Origin of the sequence: Rahnella sp. PD12R, from assembly GCF_019200965.1 — a bacterium.
Taxonomy (GTDB): domain Bacteria; phylum Pseudomonadota; class Gammaproteobacteria; order Enterobacterales; family Enterobacteriaceae; genus Rahnella; species Rahnella laticis.
On the sequence record NZ_JAHTMS010000007.1, the window covers coordinates 339,735 to 356,547 of the forward strand.

The 16,813-nt window shown below is 54.2% G+C and carries 15 protein-coding genes; all 15 read right to left on the reverse strand.

Annotated elements, in window-relative coordinates:
* Nucleotides 1-2: 2 nt before the first annotated feature.
* A complete protein-coding gene (locus KWG64_RS16295; protein ID WP_218522450.1) occupies nucleotides 3-1,388 on the reverse strand; it encodes an efflux transporter outer membrane subunit in 1,386 nt (461 codons plus the stop codon).
* Nucleotides 1,385-3,331: a MacB family efflux pump subunit gene (locus KWG64_RS16300; RefSeq protein ID WP_195814589.1), complete on the reverse strand. Its 1,947-nt coding sequence runs from the start codon at nucleotides 3,329-3,331 to the stop codon at nucleotides 1,385-1,387. The genes KWG64_RS16295 and KWG64_RS16300 overlap by 4 nt, the downstream gene beginning before the upstream one ends.
* A complete protein-coding gene (locus KWG64_RS16305) occupies nucleotides 3,324-4,514 on the reverse strand; it encodes an efflux RND transporter periplasmic adaptor subunit (RefSeq protein ID WP_218522451.1) in 1,191 nt (396 codons plus the stop codon). The genes KWG64_RS16300 and KWG64_RS16305 overlap by 8 nt, the downstream gene beginning before the upstream one ends.
* Nucleotides 4,514-6,661: a peptidase domain-containing ABC transporter gene (locus KWG64_RS16310; protein ID WP_218522452.1), complete on the reverse strand. Its 2,148-nt coding sequence runs from the start codon at nucleotides 6,659-6,661 to the stop codon at nucleotides 4,514-4,516. Before KWG64_RS16310 ends, KWG64_RS16305 begins: the two co-directional genes overlap by 1 nt.
* Nucleotides 6,662-6,718: 57 nt before the next feature.
* Nucleotides 6,719-7,666 carry an ABC transporter gene (locus KWG64_RS16315; protein ID WP_218522453.1) on the reverse strand — a complete coding sequence of 316 codons (948 nt, stop codon included), beginning with the start codon at nucleotides 7,664-7,666 and terminating at the stop codon, nucleotides 6,719-6,721.
* Nucleotides 7,666-8,346 (reverse strand): DsbA family protein, encoded by a 681-nt coding sequence (locus KWG64_RS16320; RefSeq protein WP_218522454.1) that lies wholly within the window; start codon nucleotides 8,344-8,346, stop codon nucleotides 7,666-7,668. The genes KWG64_RS16315 and KWG64_RS16320 overlap by 1 nt, the downstream gene beginning before the upstream one ends.
* A gap of 176 nt (nucleotides 8,347-8,522) precedes the next feature.
* The gene (locus KWG64_RS16325) at nucleotides 8,523-8,714 is read right to left on the reverse strand and encodes a DUF4762 family protein (RefSeq protein WP_104922336.1); all 192 of its coding nucleotides are present in this window, start codon (nucleotides 8,712-8,714) and stop codon (nucleotides 8,523-8,525) included.
* 540 nt (nucleotides 8,715-9,254) lie between these two features.
* Nucleotides 9,255-9,899 (reverse strand): protein phosphatase CheZ, encoded by a 645-nt coding sequence (gene cheZ, locus KWG64_RS16330; protein WP_104922337.1) that lies wholly within the window; start codon nucleotides 9,897-9,899, stop codon nucleotides 9,255-9,257.
* Nucleotides 9,900-9,909: 10 nt separating this feature from the next.
* Complete coding sequence (gene cheY / locus KWG64_RS16335) at nucleotides 9,910-10,299, reverse strand: chemotaxis response regulator CheY (RefSeq protein WP_104922338.1); 390 nt, start codon at nucleotides 10,297-10,299, stop codon at nucleotides 9,910-9,912.
* 47 nt (nucleotides 10,300-10,346) lie between these two features.
* Nucleotides 10,347-11,396, reverse strand: coding sequence for a chemotaxis response regulator protein-glutamate methylesterase (locus KWG64_RS16340; RefSeq protein WP_152325862.1), 1,050 nt, complete (start codon nucleotides 11,394-11,396; stop codon nucleotides 10,347-10,349).
* On the reverse strand, nucleotides 11,396-12,268 hold the full coding sequence (gene cheR, locus KWG64_RS16345) for a protein-glutamate O-methyltransferase CheR (protein WP_195814584.1): 873 nt from the start codon (nucleotides 12,266-12,268) through the stop codon (nucleotides 11,396-11,398). Before cheR ends, KWG64_RS16340 begins: the two co-directional genes overlap by 1 nt.
* Nucleotides 12,269-12,336: 68 nt before the next feature.
* Nucleotides 12,337-14,007, reverse strand: coding sequence for a methyl-accepting chemotaxis protein (locus KWG64_RS16350; RefSeq protein WP_218522455.1), 1,671 nt, complete (start codon nucleotides 14,005-14,007; stop codon nucleotides 12,337-12,339).
* 69 nt (nucleotides 14,008-14,076) lie between these two features.
* On the reverse strand, nucleotides 14,077-15,771 hold the full coding sequence (locus KWG64_RS16355; protein ID WP_218522456.1) for a methyl-accepting chemotaxis protein: 1,695 nt from the start codon (nucleotides 15,769-15,771) through the stop codon (nucleotides 14,077-14,079).
* 101 nt (nucleotides 15,772-15,872) lie between these two features.
* Entirely contained in the window at nucleotides 15,873-16,466 is a 594-nt protein-coding gene (locus tag KWG64_RS16360) for a hypothetical protein (RefSeq protein WP_218522457.1), read from the reverse strand.
* A gap of 14 nt (nucleotides 16,467-16,480) precedes the next feature.
* Nucleotides 16,481-16,777, reverse strand: coding sequence for a hypothetical protein (locus tag KWG64_RS16365; protein ID WP_218522458.1), 297 nt, complete (start codon nucleotides 16,775-16,777; stop codon nucleotides 16,481-16,483).
* Nucleotides 16,778-16,813 lie beyond the last annotated feature (36 nt).

Here is a 16,813-nt window from a genome sequence, read left to right on the forward strand (position 1 = left end):
ACTTATCCTTTCTGATCCATTGTGTTGTCTTCCCCGCCGCCCAGCGCCAGCCAGAGTTTCATGGTGGAGTAGAGATAATTGTATTGGGTGGTGATCAGCGTATTTTCGCTGTCCAGCAGCGAATCCTGCGCATCCAGTAATGTCTGGAAGGTCACCGATCCGTTGCGGTACTGGCTGTCCACCAGCGTCAGCCGCTGGCGGCTCAGTTCCAGATTCTGCAACTGACTCTGCTTTTGCTGCTGATACGTCTGGCGTTGCGACTGCGCGTTATCCACATCCTGCAACGCGCTGTAAACGGTGCTGCGGAACTGGATTGCGGCGGTCTGCACATCCAGCCCGGACTGTTCCACCGTCATCTGCACTTTGTTCCACTGGATAAACGGCAAATCGAGCGCCGTGCCCAGCGTGCGTGTCGGATTGCTGAACCACTGGCCGAACACCGCCGCGCCCGCATTCAGCGAACCGTTCAGGGAAAGCGACGGATAAAAGCTCAGCCGCGAAACGTCAGAACCCGCCAGCGCGGCGCGTAAATTCATTTCGGATGACTGCACATCCGGCCTTCTGGCGATCACCTCAACCGGCAGACGGCTGGCGACCGGTACGGTCTGGTGGAAATCCAGCGAGCGGCGTTCAGCGGCAAACTGTCCGGCGGGGCGGTTGAGCAAAATCGCCAGCGCATTGCGCGATTCTTCGCGCTGCCGGATCAGATCCCGCAGGCTGTTTTCCCGCGTCAGTACCGTTTGCTGCGCCTGCAAATAATCCAGCTGACCGAGATCGCCCGCACTGAAACGGGAGGTGACCATCTTCAGCGTCTCCTGCGCGATCGTCAGGCTCTGCTGTAATGTCGTGATCTGCTGATTCAGGCTGGCAATCTGCCAGTAAAGCTGCGCCGTGTTGCCAATCAGCGTCAGCGCGGTCGCCTGCAAGTCTTCGGCAGACGCTTTCGCCAGCCAGTCCGACTGCTCACGGGTGCGCGCCAGTTTTCCCCACAAATCCAGCTCATACGACGCCGACAGCCCGTTGTCGTAACTTTCCACCGGCGTGGTGGACTTGCGCATATTTTTGGTGTTGCTGGCCGACGCGTTCGCCGTGAAATCTGGCGTCAGATTGGTATCCGACAATCCGGCAGCCAGCCGAGCCTGTTTAAGTTTGATCCCGGCAAGCGCCAGATCGTTATTACTTTGCAGCGCGGCATTGATCACCCGCGACAGCTGCGGGTCGTCAAAGTTATCCCACCAGTGCGGCGTGAACTTCGCATAGGCAGAACCCGTTTCCTGAAAGCGCCAGGCGTCAGGGACAGAGAGCATCGGCCTCTGGTAATCGCTTTTAAGCAGTTGCCCGCAGCCGCTCAGCATCAGCGTGACGGCGATAAGAGTCAGTTTGTTCATTCGCGAGCCAGCGCCTCTGTCGGGTGCAGACGGGCAGCATTCCGCGCCGGGAAAAAGCCGAACCCCAGCCCGATAAGCGCGGAGAATCCGCAAGCCAGCAAAATAGGCGGCCAGGTGAAAATCATGGTGAATTCCTGCGTAACCTGAGAAAAAATCAGCCCGGCGAGGCCGGAACCGGCAATACCAATCAGCCCACCGAGCGTACAAATCACCATCGCCTCAATCAGGAATTGCCGCATGATGTCCGCCGGGCGTGCGCCCACGGAAAGGCGGATACCAATTTCATGCGTACGCTCCGTGACCGACACCAGCATGATATTCATCACCCCGACGCCGCCGACCAGCAGGGAAATCCCGGCAATGGCGGTGATCAGCAGCGTCATGGATTCCGACGTTTTGCGGATCGTTTTGGTCATCTGATCGTTGGTCATCGTGAAGAAATCGCGTTTCCCGTGCGCCGAATCCAGCAACCGCTCAACGTCTTTCTGCGCATCCTCAATCGGGAAATTGTCGGCAATGCGCAGCGTGATGGATTGCAGCGGCGTATCCCCGGACATGCGTTCCATCAGCGACGTATAAGGGATCCACGAACTCAGCTGCTCGCCGATGTATTTCGGCCCTTTTCTGTCCGCCACGCCAATCACGCGGTAAGGCACGCCGGAAAGCTGAACGATCTCGCCCATCGGATCTTCGCCGCCGGGAAACAGCGTACTGCGCACACTCTGATCGATGATGACGACCGGCTCGCGGTCATCGAGATCACGGCGGGTAAAATGATTTCCCGACGCAAAATTCAGCCCCTGCACACGGAAAAATCCGTTGCTGACGCCGGACAGCGAAACCAGCACCTGCCGCCCGCCGCGTATCGCGATGACCGTTTTACTGACCACCGGCGACAGACTGTCGATAAAAGGCTGACGGCCAAGCAGCTCAACGTCGTCCAGCGTCAGCGAGCGTTCAAAATCCGGACGCGGTTTATCCCAGCCCAGACCGGGCTGAATTTCGATGGTGCTGGTGCCGAGCTGGCTGATCTGACTCAGAATGCTCTGCCGGGCGCCCTCGCCGACCGCCATGGAAGAGACCACCGATGAGATGCCGATAATAATGCCCAGCATGGACAAGAATGCGCGGACGCGGTGTCCGAGCAGCGATCGCCACGCCATGCGCACGGCTTCTTTGATGCCCTGCCAGGCCGGAGAACGGCCCGTTGCGGTGGTCGCCGGTAAGCCCTGCGGCTGCCCCTGTTCAGCCACCGGATTTTCGCTGTCGGCAATAATCGCCCCGTCGTGGATCTCCACAATGCGCTGGCACTGGCTGGCGATATTGCGGTCGTGCGTCACGATGATGATGGTATGCCCGGCCTGATGCAGACCGTGCAAAATCGCCATCAGCTCCTGCCCGCTGCTGCTGTCCAGCGCGCCCGTCGGCTCATCCGCGAGAATAATCTGCGCACCGTTCATCAGTGCACGGGCAATACTCACGCGCTGCTGCTGGCCGCCGGAAAGTTGCGCCGGACGGTAATCCAGGCGGCTGCCCAGCCCGAGGCGCGTCAGCAAATGTGTCGCACGGCTCTCACGTTCAGCCGCAGGCATATCGGTGTAAAGCGCCGGTATGGCGACGTTTTCCGTTGCCGTCAGATACGGCATCAGGTGATAACGCTGGAAAATAAAACCGATGTACTGACTGCGCAGCTGCGCCAGCTGTTCGTTGCTGGCCACACCCGTCGGCACATCCATAATGCGCATGCTGCCTTCTGAAGGCTTATCCAGGCAGCCCAGAATGTTCATCAGCGTGGATTTACCGGAACCCGATGCGCCGATGATGGCCAGCATTTCCCCGGCATGCACGCGCAGGGAAATGTCTTTGAGCACGGTAACGGCGGCATTTCCTGAGCCAAAATGCCGGTAAATATGCTCAAGCTCGATTAACGGAGAATCAGCCATTGACGGCTCCTGAACTGCCCTGCAACGACACGACGCGCTCGCCTTCCTTCAGCCCTTCTTTAACTTCCGCAAACTGGCGGTCATTAATCCCGACGCGGATCAGGCGTTGTTCAACGTTTTTCCCGTTCACGACCTGCACCTGATACTGGTCTTTCCCCTGCGGCTCACCGAGCGCGACAACCGGCAGACGCAGCACGTTTCTGGCCTGTTCAGTGACAATAAACACCTGCGCGGTCATCGATGTCCGCAGCACATGGTCGTGATTGGGCACGCTGAAAACGCCGTTGTAATAGACGGCAGACGGCTGCTGTGATGACGTCGTGCTGGCGGTATCGTCCTGCAAAGCGTCATTCGGCGCGTCCTGCAAGGTACCCATCACACTTTCATAACGGTGTTTCGGATCTGCCACCACGTAGAACCACAGCGGTTGCCCGGCGTGAACTTTCAGAATGTCCGTTTCTGAAATACGGGTCTGCACGGTCATGGTATCGACATTAGCCAGCACCAGAATGGTCGGCGCGGTTTGTGAGGACACCACGGTTTGCCCTTCCTTGGTGACAATACCCAGAACCTGGCCGTCGACCGGCGCGAGGATCCGCGTATAGCCCAGATTGGCTTTCGCCGTTTCCAGCGACATCTGCGCCTGCACAATCTGCGCTTCATTCACTTTGACCTGCGCCACCTGCGTATCGACTTTCGCCTGCGCCTGCTCCAGCGTGCTGCGGATCCCGGAACCTTCGCTGTCCATCTTCCGCTGGCGTTTCAGTTCCAGCTGGTATTGTTTGAGGGTAAAAAGTGACGCCTGTTTCTGCGCCACGGCGCTGTCGAGTTCGGCTTCGGATTTACGCAGTTCGCTTTGCTGTAAGGTCGGGTCGATTTCGGCCAGCAGCTGGCCTTTCGTCACCTTGTCACCGGCACGGACGTACAGTTTTTTAAGCTGACCGTTAACCTGCGCACCTACGTTAACCTGCACGGACGGTTTGAGGATGCCGGTCGCCAGCACCGTTTTTTCGATGTCGCCGCGGCTGACTTCTTCCGTCACCAGCGGAACTTCGGTACGGTTCAGCGCCTGCCAGAGCAGGAAACCGGCGACGACCAGAACAATCACCAGCGCGCCAAGCAGCGCAAAAACCGCCCTGCGTTTTCTGACCGGCAGCGCATTTATTTTTTTTAATCCGGACATCACGCCTCTTCTCCCTGAGCGATTCGGTGGCTGCCCGCTGCGGCACCGTAAGATTCCACGCGACGCTGGTCCATCCGGCAAATGCGGTCAAACATCGTCAGGGTGGTTTCGCTGTGCGTGACGGTGATGAGCGTTTTCTGATACTGGCGGCAATGTTCAATCAGGGTGTGCATGACCTGCAACGCGGTCACTTCATCCAGGTTCGCGGTCGGTTCGTCCAGCACCAGCACCGGACAATCGCTGTACATCGCACGCGCCAGCATCAGGCGCTGCCGCTGGCCGAGGGATAACGCCGGATGACTTTCGCGGATCAGCGCATTTTGTTTCCCCGGCAGACGGTCAATGACGTCCGTCAGATTCAGCCCCTGAAAAGCCTGATCAACGCGCAGCTGTTTTTGTGCGTCAAAATGCGGGTCAAACAGCGTGATGTTTTGAACCACCGAGGCATTGAACAGGATGTCCTCCTGGCTTTGCAGGAAGAACAGTTTCTGCGCCTGACGGCTGCTCACCCGCTGACCGTCTGCCAGAATTTCGCCTGACTGCGGTTCAATCAGCCCGGTGATCACTTTCAGCAACGTGCTTTTGCCCGCGCCGCTTTGCCCGACGATCGCCAGCGCTTCGCCGCGACGCAGCACCATCGACAGGTTTTCCAGCACCGGTTTGCCGGGTTCATAGGCAAAGCAGATATCACGATAGGTCAGTTGCTGATTGAAATGCGCCACCGGCGGCAGCGTCTCGCCGTGTCCTTCTTCGCTGACCGGCGCGGACGGGAACAGATCCTTCGCGCGGGTATCGATGACGTGCAGCTGATTTTTCTGCAAAACGGAGAAGAAAATCTGCGTGATGTACGCGGTAAAAATCTGGCGCACAAAGCTGTAGGCGAAAAACTCACCGAGAGAAATCAGGTTATCTTTCAGCAGCGGCAGCGCCAGCAGCATGAAAAACACCATCTCCAGACTGCCGATCAGCTGATACAGACTGCTTTTGACCTGCTCGTAAACGTTCTGCTTCTGGCGGCAGTCAAACAGCGAAAGCGCGTATCCGGCAAAAACGCCCTGGCGCTGGCTGCTCAGCCCTGCCGATTTTATCGTGGCAAAACCCTGGATGGTTTCGAGCAGGAAATCACTCTGCTCGGCGCTTTTTACCTGAATTTGCTGGGTGTAAAAACGATCGCGGAAAATCGCCCAGACGCTGACCAGCCCCATCAGGGTGACGCCCGCGGCAGAAATGGCGGCCAGCATCGGGCTGATGTAACACATCACACCGAGCGCAATGGCGCCGACAATCCAGTTCACACGCAGGCCGTTGTCCAGCTCGATTTTTCGGGCGGCGGCCAGTTGCCAGTTAGAGAAACGGCTGTAGATTTCGCCGGGGCTGCGTTTCTCAAAATAGGCCAGGGAATTCGTCATCAGACGCGCAAAACCGCTGACACTTTGCATCACCACGAAGCGCTTGATGAACCGCTCGGTCACGCTGCGCACGGCAAAAGCCAGCAGCGTGGAAATCACGAAGGCCAGCAGATAGTAGAAGTATGGGAAATCGGTTTTCCCGCCGGACGAGAAGACATTATTGATGGCGCTGCTGACCATCACCGGCATGATAAACAGCGTCAGGGAGACCAGAAATGCCAGCATCATCAGGCTGTAAATGCCCGGAATACCTGCGGTTTCTTTCAGGCTCATGCATTCAAGCGCACGGAAACGGCGGGTTTTCTTCACCTTTTCAGGAACGGGTTTTGCCGTTGCGGCGTCTTTATCGAGCACCAGCGCATAGCCGCTGATCTCTGATTTCAGCGCCGCCACCGGCAACAGCTGTTCGCCAATCGCCGGGTTCATCACGCAGACATAACTGCCCTGCCGGTAAGCCAGCAAAACATAGTGACTCGCGCCGTAGTGTAAAATCGCCGGCAGCGGCAGTTCGGACAACTCTTCCAGATCGAACGCGACAGGATACGCAGGGATCGACAGCTCATTTAAAATGTCGCAAAGCGTGGACAGCGCGGTGCCGTGGGCCGAGGCGGGGAAACGTTCACGCAGCGCATCGAGCGGCGCGTCAATGCCCTGCGTTTCGGCCAGCATGGAAATACAGGCCAGCGCACATTCATTGGTTTCAGCCTGATAAACCAGTCTGGGAATAATATTATCCATAAACAAACGACCTCAACATCCTATTCTTATCAGTAATATCCCTGCACGCACTTTGGTTTATTCATTAATAAAAAAGAGTGAGTGTGAATGCCACAGCATCCAGTCAGTGGAATGTTCGCTTATACTTCGTTCAATAATTCCCGGCATTTCGGTTTTCAGCTTTTTGGCCGGCACCGGTTCATGCACCGCTATTTGTAATCCTTTATCGTAATAAAGGTGATAAAAAACGACTTGCGCCGACATCATTCTTGCCAGACGAATAATTCCGCTGTGCAGATGGGCCGGACGGCCAAATATCCTGCACGGAAACTTTTCGCTTTTATCCTTGCTCGCAAAGTTGGTGAAGTCAGGTGTAATGTCAGGAAAGAGAATAATATTTCGCTTATTCTCTGCCGCTTCCATTACCGACGTCATCATATTGCCCGCCAGGGTTTTGTTATTGTCATGAATTGAACAGTAGGTCAGATCGACGCCGCCCAGCTGCCGTTCAGCTTCATCATGCGCATTGGCGCTTCTTGATGTGATGACCGTTGCTTTTCCCGGATACGCCGCCGCGCCCACCATGGTGGAAAGCACGTCTGACACCATGTGCAGCGGTGCCAGAATGACCGGCTGCCCGGCGCGGTGCAACGGCTCAACCACCGCATTCAGCGCCGCCGAACAGGCTGCCAGCTCGCGCAACGCACGGCGGCTTTGCCCGTACGTCACCGCCTGAATCAGCAGCTCACGACGCCGGGTTTGCCAGATATAATTAAACGTCTTTTTATCATCAAGCAGGCACTTCCTGTTTGAATGGGCCACCGCAGCACGCAGTTTAACCGTGCGTGGCGTCAGCCCCAGAAAGCGCCCGAACCGTGACAAACCAAAAATAATACGGTAATCAATGTGCCGGAATAATAAACAATGCGCCCTGTAACCGATAAGCCGGAGTTTATAGAAAAACCACATCAGCCTGACCGACAGGTTTTTCCAAAACAGAGCGCACCACAGGGCGAAGAATTTCATTATTTCTCCAGCGCCTTGTCATGCTCTAATAATGACAGCAAATTATCAGAGAACGCCGGGAACTCGCGATCCTGAATAGCAACCCATTTTTTATTCACAATAAAGATCGGCGTGGCATTAATATCGTAGTACTGAGTGACTTTCGTCATGTAATCCAGCAGTTCTTTCACTTCAGGCGTCTGGCTGACTTTATTATATTCATCAACGCTGATCTTGTTTTCCTGAAGCCACGCAGTGCGTTTCTCTGCATCACCTAAATCAATTTTGTTTTTGAGCACGGCTTCATAAGCACTCTCGCGGTGCGCCTCTTCAATGCCCATGACCTGAAGTGTCGCAAATACTGGCGCAAAACGTGCCAGCCCGCCCTGATTGTCGAGGCTGAAATGCAGGCGCACCAGCTTTTTACCTTCAGGCATACGCTTTTCCAGCGCTTCTACGTTCTTTTCATTCAGCGCGCAGAAATGACAGCCGTAAGAGAAAATTTCGATAATATCCTGCCCGTCCTGGACCGGACTTTTTGATAATTTGTCGGCGCTCAGGGAAGTCAGAACCTGCTGTTCTTCCGGGCTGCCGCTATTCTGGTTTAAGACGAAATAATGGAACCAGGCGGTAGTAATAAGCGCTGAAATAACCGCTACAAAAACGGTATAAGCCAGAATGGGGAGTATTCTTTTTTTCATGGGAGGCTTTCATCCTGAAAATTAACGCGATGCTTTGACGGCTCCCTGTTAATAAATACTTTCAATTGTGATTATTCACAGGAGCCAGGTGGGCGTTGTATTACTGCAATACAACGCCCGGTCAGAATAAATATGACTACCTGGATTTATTCCAACTTACAGAGAGAAAATTACTCTCAGCCTACGCTACCGCAGTTGATGATTGCAGCAGCAGTAAAGGTTTTAGTCACAACGCCGTTTTTGTCAGTACAAGTTTTAACAGCGTTACAAACTGTGGCATTACCCACCAGGTTCAGTTCGAAGCTGTTAACGCAAGTAGTGGTGCCGCCAACGATTGTGCTTGCTTCAGTCATGTTGATCTTTTTCATGTGATATCCTTATTTAAGTACCTGTTAAGAGTTAATTGAGCATGACTCACTTTATAAACATGGCGTTTATAAATAACGGTTTCCGCCCGGTGCAGGAAATATATTTTTATACTTCCAGAATTCCCCACTGGCTGATGAAATTATTAATTCCGATCAGCTCAGTGGCGAATGCGGCGTATTGTATCGGCGGTTTTTTGATTGAGCAATACACCCCACAGGCGACATCCCAACCAATATTTACGGGTAACTCACAGCGGATACAGGATATTTCTTATTAACTCTTCAGAGCTGAAGATAACAGATAATTTTCACCTAACCCTGAGACAGATCTGGATTAATTTGTTTCCAGGATTTTTCCCGGATAAGCGTAGGAGTACAGGATCCTGTGACGTGAAATTTTTTTAAAATAAATCTCACAAAATCACTTAACTGACTTCGCGGGTAGAAAAACGGAGGGAACGGGCGAGAAATGCAGCACGGAGTGACGTTTTCCCATCCGCCTTCTGAATTTTGAAAGCGGACGGGCAAACATTCTGAACATCAGAAACCTAACGAATCCAGCAGGTCGTCGACCTGTTCTTGCGAAGCGACAACACCGACGCCGTTGGCGTCGAGTTGCGGGCCGTTAAGCAGACTGTCGTTTTCTCGCTTGGCTTTAACCTGCTGCTCAGGAATGTTTTCCATCAGCACCATCAGCAGCTGATTTTCAATTTCCTGAACCACAATCATCATGCGCTTGATCACCTGACCGGTGAGATCCTGGAAGTCCTGCGCCATCATGATTTCCATCAGCTGAGCATTGGTAAAGCTGGTGTGCTCAGGGACTTCTTTCAGGTAGCTGCGGGTATCCGTGACCAGTTCGCGTGCATCCGATAATTCAATCGGGTTCTCGAACCATTCATCCCAGCGCTTATCCAGCTTTTTCGCGCCAGACTCCAGTTTGTTCTGGCGTGGCTGTGCGGCTTCAACGCTGTTCAGGGCGCGTTCTGCGGCCTGAGCGGTCATAGTGACGACGTAATCCAGACGGTCGCGCGCGTCAGGAATGGCTTCAGCCGCCTGAGCAATGGCCTGATCCAGGCCAAGTTCACGCATGCTGTCACGCAACATACGGGTCAGTTGCCCAATGCGGGCGATAATCTCGCCCGCGGTTGCCGCATCATTTGCAGGCATTGGTATCTCTGCCATAAATCAGCTCCTACATGCCCAGTTTTTCGAAGATTTTGCCCAGTTTTTCTTCCAACGTGGCCGCAGTGAAAGGTTTCACAACATAACCACTGGCACCGGCCTGTGCGGCTGCCACAATGTTTTCTTTCTTCGCTTCTGCCGTCACCATCAGCACCGGCAGTTTGGCTAATGCGCCATCAGCGCGGATGGTTTTCAGCAAATCCAGACCGTCCATGTTTGGCATGTTCCAGTCGGATACCACGAAGTCAAAACCACCGGCACGCAGTTTGTTCAGTGCATCGACACCATCTTCCGCTTCTTCAACGTTGTTGAAGCCCAGCTCTTTCAGCAGGTTGCGCACGATACGACGCATGGTAGAGAAATCGTCAACTACCAGAAATCTCAGATTTGGATCGGCCATGTTTTATCTACTCCTAAGGTTTGGTGCTAAGCCGCGAGGCTGAAAAATTAAATACGTAATGCCTGACCGGCTGATATTTGTGCCAGCATCCGCTGACTGATTTGACTGAGATCCACCACTTCGTTTACGCCACCGGTCGCGATAGCCTCACGAGGCATACCGAATACCACACAGCTGGCTTCGTTTTGTGCAAGGGTATACGCCCCTGCGCGGTGCATCTCCAGCATGCCGGCGGCCCCGTCATTGCCCATTCCCGTCAGGATCACCCCAACGGCATTGCGTCCGGCATACTGCGCCACCGAACGGAATAACACGTCGACCGACGGACGATGGCGGTTCACCGCCGGCCCGTCGTTCAACTTAACCTGATAGTTGGCGCCACTGCGCGCCAGTTCCATATGTCTGTCGCCCGGTGCGATATACGCATGGCCCGGCAAAACGCGCTCGCCGTCCTCGGCCTCTTTCACGGTGATCTGACACAGTTTGTTCAGACGTTCGGCAAAAGAGCGGGTAAAACCCGGCGGCATATGTTGCGTAATCATCAGCGCCGGACAGGTCGGCGGCAGCGGCTGCAACACGTGGCGAATGGCTTCGGTGCCGCCGGTAGACGACCCGATAGCAATCAGCTTTTCACTGCTCAGAAGCGGCGTATGGCTGAGAATGCGCGGCTGCTCAACGTTGACGTTTTTGTTGAGACGCGCTTTTGACGCCGTGCGGATCTTATCGGCAATCATTTCGCTGTAGGCCAGCATCCCTTCACGGATACCGAGCTGCGGTTTGGTGACGAAATCAATCGCCCCCAGTTCCAGTGCGCGCAGCGTAATTTCCGAGCCTTTACCGGTCAGCGACGACACCATCACCACCGGCATCGGGCGCAGACGCATCAGTTTTTCCAGAAAATCCAGGCCGTCCATGCGCGGCATTTCGACATCCAGCGTCAGAACATCCGGATTAAATTTTTTGATGAGATCGCGCGCCACCAGAGGATCAGGCGCGGTCGCCACCATTTCCATATCCGGATGGCTGTTGATGATTTCCGTCATCAGCTGACGCATTAACGCCGAGTCATCGACGCTCAACACTCTGATTTTATTCATTACCTCTCCTTGGCGAGGCCGTAGACGGTCTGGCCGCGCAAATAAAATTCCCGGCTGATTTGGCTGAAGTTTTCGGAGTGTCCGGCAAACATCAGGCCACCCGGTTTAAGTAACGGAACAAATCGGCGTAAAATTTTCTCCTGTGTTTCTTTATCGAAATAAATCATCACATTACGGCAGAAAATCGCATCAAACGGACCGTTCAGCTGCCATTGGTTTGCCAGCAAATTCAGCTGCTGGAAAGCCACCATCTGCGCCAGTTCAGGGCGTACACGCACCAGGCCACTGTGCGGGCCGGTGCCTTTGAGGAAGAATTTCTGTAACTGCTGCGGGCTGAGCGTGCGCAGCTCTTCCAGCCGGTAAACGCCCGCCGTGGCTTTTTCAAGCACCTGCGTGTCGATATCGCTGGCCTGAATGCGGCAGTTTGCCATACGCGGCCCCAGCGCTTCGCTGAGCGTCATGGCGATGGAATACGGCTCTTCACCGGTCGATGCCGCCGTACTCCAGACGCTGTAATTATTCGGACGCGAACGGGCATGCTCCGCCAGAATCGGGAAGTGATGCGCCTCGCGGAAAAATGCCGTCAGGTTGGTGGTCAGCGCATTGATAAACGCCTGCCACTCCGGGCTGTTGCTGTCACTTTCCAGCAAAGCCATGTAACTGCTGAAGTCATTAAGCCCGAGGATCCGCAACCGCCGGACGAGGCGGTTGTAGACCATTTCGCGTTTATGGTCCGCCAGTACAATTCCCGCCCGCTGATAAATCAGCTCACTGATCCGGCGGAAATGCGTATCTGACAGCGGTAAACGCTGGATCATCTGTGCCATGATCGAGGAGTTATCAGCACTCATTGGCGAGCCTGGTTGATTCATGGTGCAGCTCCATTAATGGACAGGTGGTGTGACGGAAACCCCATTGACGCTTCATCCCAATTAGCCTGTCAGAAGGTTTCCCAGTTATCTGCCGAACCCGCTCGCGCGGTGGCCGGAAGTAACGTGGGTTGAGCCACCTGGCGTGGTGTAAAGGCCTGCGACTGGCCACTGCGGCGTTGCAACACGCCTTCGGTGGTGGCAAGGCGGAACACCGATACTGCGCGGGTCAGATTCTCAGATTCAATTTCAAGCGCGTGCGTGGAAGCAGCAGCCTGCTGAACCAGCGCGGCGTTTTGCTGAGTCACCTGATCCATTTGTGTCACGGCAATCGAAACCTGCTCGATTCCGCGGCTTTGTTCGTCTGACGCCGAGGCGATTTCGCCCATGATGTCGGTGACGCGGGTCACGGCGCGCACGATGTCATCCATCGTGTTACCGGCGGATTCCACCAGAACAGAACCCTGACTGACGCGGCTGACAGATTCATCAATCAGCGCCTTAATTTCTTTGGCCGCCTGCGCACTGCGCTGTGCCAGGCTGCGAACTTCACCGGCCACGACCGCAAATCCGCGACCCTGCTCACCGGCACGCGCCGCTTCGACTGCGGCGTTCAGCGCCAGAATGTTGGTCTGGAAAGCAATGCCGTCAATCACGCTGGTGATGGCGCTGATTTTCTTCGAGCTTCCGGCGATATCATTCATGGTTCTCACCACGTTACCGGTCAGTTCGCCGCCTTTCTCTGCGGTATTGGAGGCATCGCGCGCCAGCTGTGTGGCCTGACGGGCATTCTCGGCGTTCTGTTTCACGGTCGCGGTCAGCTCTTCCATGCTGGCGGCGGTTTCTTCCAGCGCCGAAGCCTGCTGCTCGGTGCGTGAAGACAAATCGGTGTTACCGGCAGCAATGCCTTTCAGGCCGGAGAACATGGTGTCGGCGCCGTGACGCACGGTGCGGACGGTTTCAGCCAGCGACTGCTGCATCTGTTGCAGGCTTTCGAGCATCACTTTAATTTCGTAGCGCCCGTCTACCGTGATTGGCGCGGAGATATCCCCGGCACCGATACGGTCAAAATGGCCGCGCATGATGGTCAGCGGAGTGAACAGAATGCGACGGGTGACGACCAGCGCCAGCGCCGTCAGAACCAGCAACAGCACGGTAACGATGGTGGTGTTAATCATCACGCTCTGATAAGAATCCGCAGTTTGCGTTTGCGCCTGCTGGAAACGTCCGCCCACATAAGCGGTGTAATTACCGACTTCTTTCTGGAACAAATCCTGATATTTCTGCGTCGGGCTGGCGAGGAATCCGTCCATGTCGCCGCGCGATAACGAATCAATCAAAACCTGCAACATACCGTGCAGCGCTTCGTAGCTGGCTTTATTCACGGTCGTCAGTTCAGCGGCTTTTTCAGTTCTGCGCGGCAGAGCCAGGAAAGCGGCGTAGGAATCTTCAGCACTTTTCAGGCTGTTTTTAGCGTCACCCATCAGCTGCGTTACTGTGTCCTGCGGCTGTTTCAGCGCCAGACGCGTCGCCGCACGGTTCAGGGTATTACGGGTTTGCAGCAAATATGACCAGGTCTGGCTGAGCGCATCACGCTGTTCGGCGGTGTTGGATATCTGCTCAAAATTTAATTTATCCGTGTGGGCAGCTTGCAGCGATAAACCGCTACTGACCAGTTGCATAACGAAAAACACTAACAACAACAAAAACATGCAGGTGGACACACGGATGTGCTTAAACATGGATAACCTCGTTGGGTGACAGCCCTGACCGTCACCCTCTTTCTTATATAATTATGCGATGTACGTGACTCAGAAGGTTTCCCAGTTTTCGGTTAAATCTGTACTTTGCGCTCCACCTGAACCGGCTTTAGAACCTGAAAGGTTCGGAGTCAACAGAGGCAGTCTTGCCGAAGTGCCCGGGTTCTGGCGCACGCTGTTATTTGCGGTCTGACTCAGCGTAAACACCGCCACAGATTGCGTCAGCAGGCTTGCCTGCTCTTCCAGGGCCGCCGAAGCGGACGCGGATTCTTCAACCAGTGAGGCGTTCTGCTGCGTCACCCGATCCATTTCAGTGATGGCTTGTGCGACCTGTTCAATCCCGCGGCTCTGCTCATCAGAAGCCGAGGTGATTTCGCCCATAATGTCGGTCACACGCGTAACGGCGTTCACCATGTCGTGCATGGTTTCACCGGCACTTTCGGCCAGCACTGAACCGGTATTAATACGGCTGACAGAATCATCAATCAGCCCTTTAATTTCTTTTGCTGCCTGCGCGCTGCGCTGTGCCAGCGTACGCACTTCACCGGCAACGACCGCAAACCCGCGGCCCTGTTCGCCTGCACGGGCGGCTTCTACAGCGGCGTTCAGCGCCAGAATGTTGGTCTGGAACGCAATCCCGTCAATCACACCGGTAATGTCAGTGATTTTCTTCGAGCTGCTGGCGATGTCATTCATGGTATCGACCACGTTTGCTACCACTTTCCCGCCCTTCTGTGCAGTTTCAGACGCGCTCAGTGCCAGCTGGCTGGCCTGACGGGCGTTTTCGGCATTCTGTTTCACCGTTGCGGTCAGCTGTTCCATGCTGGCTGCGGTTTCTTCCAGCGCGGACGCCTGTTGCTCGGTGCGCGAAGACAAATCGCTGTTACCGGCAGAAATTTCGCTCGCCCCGCTGTAAATGGCATCTGCGCCGTGACGCACGCCGGACACGGTGCGAATCAGTTCGTCCTGCATGTACTTGAGACTATCGGCAAGCTGGCCGATTTCATTACGGCTTTTCACGACTATTTCGTGCGTCAGGTCACCGGTTGCAATTTTGCGGATGGTCTCGACAATATTTTTCAGCGGATGGACCAGAATTTTCTGCACGCCCAACCAGGCCAGAACCATGAAAATAATCAACACAGCCAGCACGGTGCCCAGCATCCACAAGGCGTGAGTGAAGGAGTTATCGCTGATCTGAACGGCGTCGTTGTACAGGCGATCGTTCTGATCGATATACGTGACGAAGGCTTTTTCGAAGTTGTCCTGATACTGCTGCGTAGGTTGTTCGAAGAAATCATTGATACGGCCCAGACCAATCAGTTCGATCAGTTCAGAAAGCGCGTTGTGCAGAACCTGATATTGCTTTTTAGCGTCTACCGCGTATTCCGGGTTCTGGCTGGCATCGACAGGAATTTTTTGATAATTGGCAAAATGCTGATCGGCGATTTGCAGATCTTTTGTTGCGGTATCAATCAGCTCCTTCACCGTCGCGCCACTGCCCATCTGGTTAGCGTCAAGCATGAAACGGATACCCGCACGGTTAAGCGTGTTGCGGGTTTGCAGCAGGTAAATCCAGCTGGCGTTGAATTCCGCCTGTTGTAAACGGATTTGCTGCGAAGTGGTGAAATTGTCTTTGTCTGTCTTTAAGGATTTAAAGAACAGGCCGCCGGATACCAACTGTAAAGCACCGAAGACCACCAGTAAGATCACGATACCCGTGACCACTTTCATACGGTTGAACATGTTGTTCCTTTTTAAATGGGAAATATCTGGAATGGTTATCGGCAGAAAAGGAGGGAACTTTATGTGATCGGGTTCAAAAGATTTTTGGGGGGAGAATGGGATCAGGCGACAGTGGCGACAAAACTCTTTAAAAGCGCAATACGCTGCGCATCAGGCTCGACCAGGAGATCGTTGTGGATCATCAGCACCACGCCTTTCAGTAATTCGGTGGTGTTGTCGATTTGGGAAAGGCCTTTGAGTTTTTCAATATCATTGCCAATTTCACGCCCCTTCAGCGAAAGGCGTTTATTAGCCAGACCTGTTGCGAGTTCTGACGTCAGCAAAGTCACCAGACGCACAGCGGCCTCAGGGTTTGAGGCCAGCTGATGAATATAATATTTCAGCAGCAAAGGCACAAACTCAGGCGTTGCACCTAACTCCGCACTCGCCAGATTTAACAGGTCAATCATATGCGCAGGCACACGGCTTTCCACGGCTTTGCGTTGTACCTGAAGCTGCTTTTTAATGGCGGGCACGGACTGAAAAGGGATCACCGCAACATTGCCACAGGTTTTACACACGCCCGCGATGATATTTTTGACGATCCCGCTGCCGTCATCAAACGGCACATCGCGCAGCTGATAGCTGACCATCCGTAAAGCCTCACAAACGCCGCACACGGCCTTTTTCTCATCCCCTACTTTATAAATAATCATAATTTCCCTTAATCTTAATGATGAACGCTGATAAAAACGCTGGTTGGGTCTGTGAAATACCATTTGATGTACCAGTGAACTCCGGCACTCATGACGGTGATAATGTGGACATCAATGCTGCTGTCGAAATGATAGGGACGAACCTGATGGTTTTCCCCGGATGCCCTGCCGATTAACGCAGCCACCTCAAAGGGCGAGATATCACCCGTACTTAATAAATTCTTGAGATGAATCTCACGCCTTGCCTCAAATTCAATATTTCCATTCTTTAAACATTCGATCACTTTCCATTTGATCTCTCTGAAACTCATGTGGCCTCAATGTACGCCAGTTGTCGTACTTAATCA

Excerpts from the sequence above, each read along its gene's own strand:
- KWG64_RS16295 (WP_218522450.1), bottom strand. The coding sequence starts at position 1,388 with ATGAACAAACTGACTCTTATCGCCGTCACGCTGATGCTGAGCGGCTGC.
- KWG64_RS16300 (WP_195814589.1), bottom strand. The coding sequence starts at position 3,331 with ATGGCTGATTCTCCGTTAATCGAGCTTGAGCATATTTACCGGCATTTT.
- KWG64_RS16305 (WP_218522451.1), bottom strand. The coding sequence starts at position 4,514 with ATGTCCGGATTAAAAAAAATAAATGCGCTGCCGGTCAGAAAACGCAGG.
- KWG64_RS16310 (WP_218522452.1), bottom strand. The coding sequence starts at position 6,661 with ATGGATAATATTATTCCCAGACTGGTTTATCAGGCTGAAACCAATGAA.
- KWG64_RS16315 (WP_218522453.1), bottom strand. The coding sequence starts at position 7,666 with ATGAAATTCTTCGCCCTGTGGTGCGCTCTGTTTTGGAAAAACCTGTCG.
- KWG64_RS16320 (WP_218522454.1), bottom strand. The coding sequence starts at position 8,346 with ATGAAAAAAAGAATACTCCCCATTCTGGCTTATACCGTTTTTGTAGCG.
- KWG64_RS16325 (WP_104922336.1), bottom strand. The coding sequence starts at position 8,714 with ATGAAAAAGATCAACATGACTGAAGCAAGCACAATCGTTGGCGGCACC.
- cheZ (WP_104922337.1), bottom strand. The coding sequence starts at position 9,899 with ATGGCAGAGATACCAATGCCTGCAAATGATGCGGCAACCGCGGGCGAG.
- cheY (WP_104922338.1), bottom strand. The coding sequence starts at position 10,299 with ATGGCCGATCCAAATCTGAGATTTCTGGTAGTTGACGATTTCTCTACC.
- KWG64_RS16340 (WP_152325862.1), bottom strand. The coding sequence starts at position 11,396 with ATGAATAAAATCAGAGTGTTGAGCGTCGATGACTCGGCGTTAATGCGT.
- cheR (WP_195814584.1), bottom strand. The coding sequence starts at position 12,268 with ATGAATCAACCAGGCTCGCCAATGAGTGCTGATAACTCCTCGATCATG.
- KWG64_RS16350 (WP_218522455.1), bottom strand. The coding sequence starts at position 14,007 with ATGTTTAAGCACATCCGTGTGTCCACCTGCATGTTTTTGTTGTTGTTA.
- KWG64_RS16355 (WP_218522456.1), bottom strand. The coding sequence starts at position 15,771 with ATGTTCAACCGTATGAAAGTGGTCACGGGTATCGTGATCTTACTGGTG.
- KWG64_RS16360 (WP_218522457.1), bottom strand. The coding sequence starts at position 16,466 with ATGATTATTTATAAAGTAGGGGATGAGAAAAAGGCCGTGTGCGGCGTT.
- KWG64_RS16365 (WP_218522458.1), bottom strand. The coding sequence starts at position 16,777 with ATGAGTTTCAGAGAGATCAAATGGAAAGTGATCGAATGTTTAAAGAAT.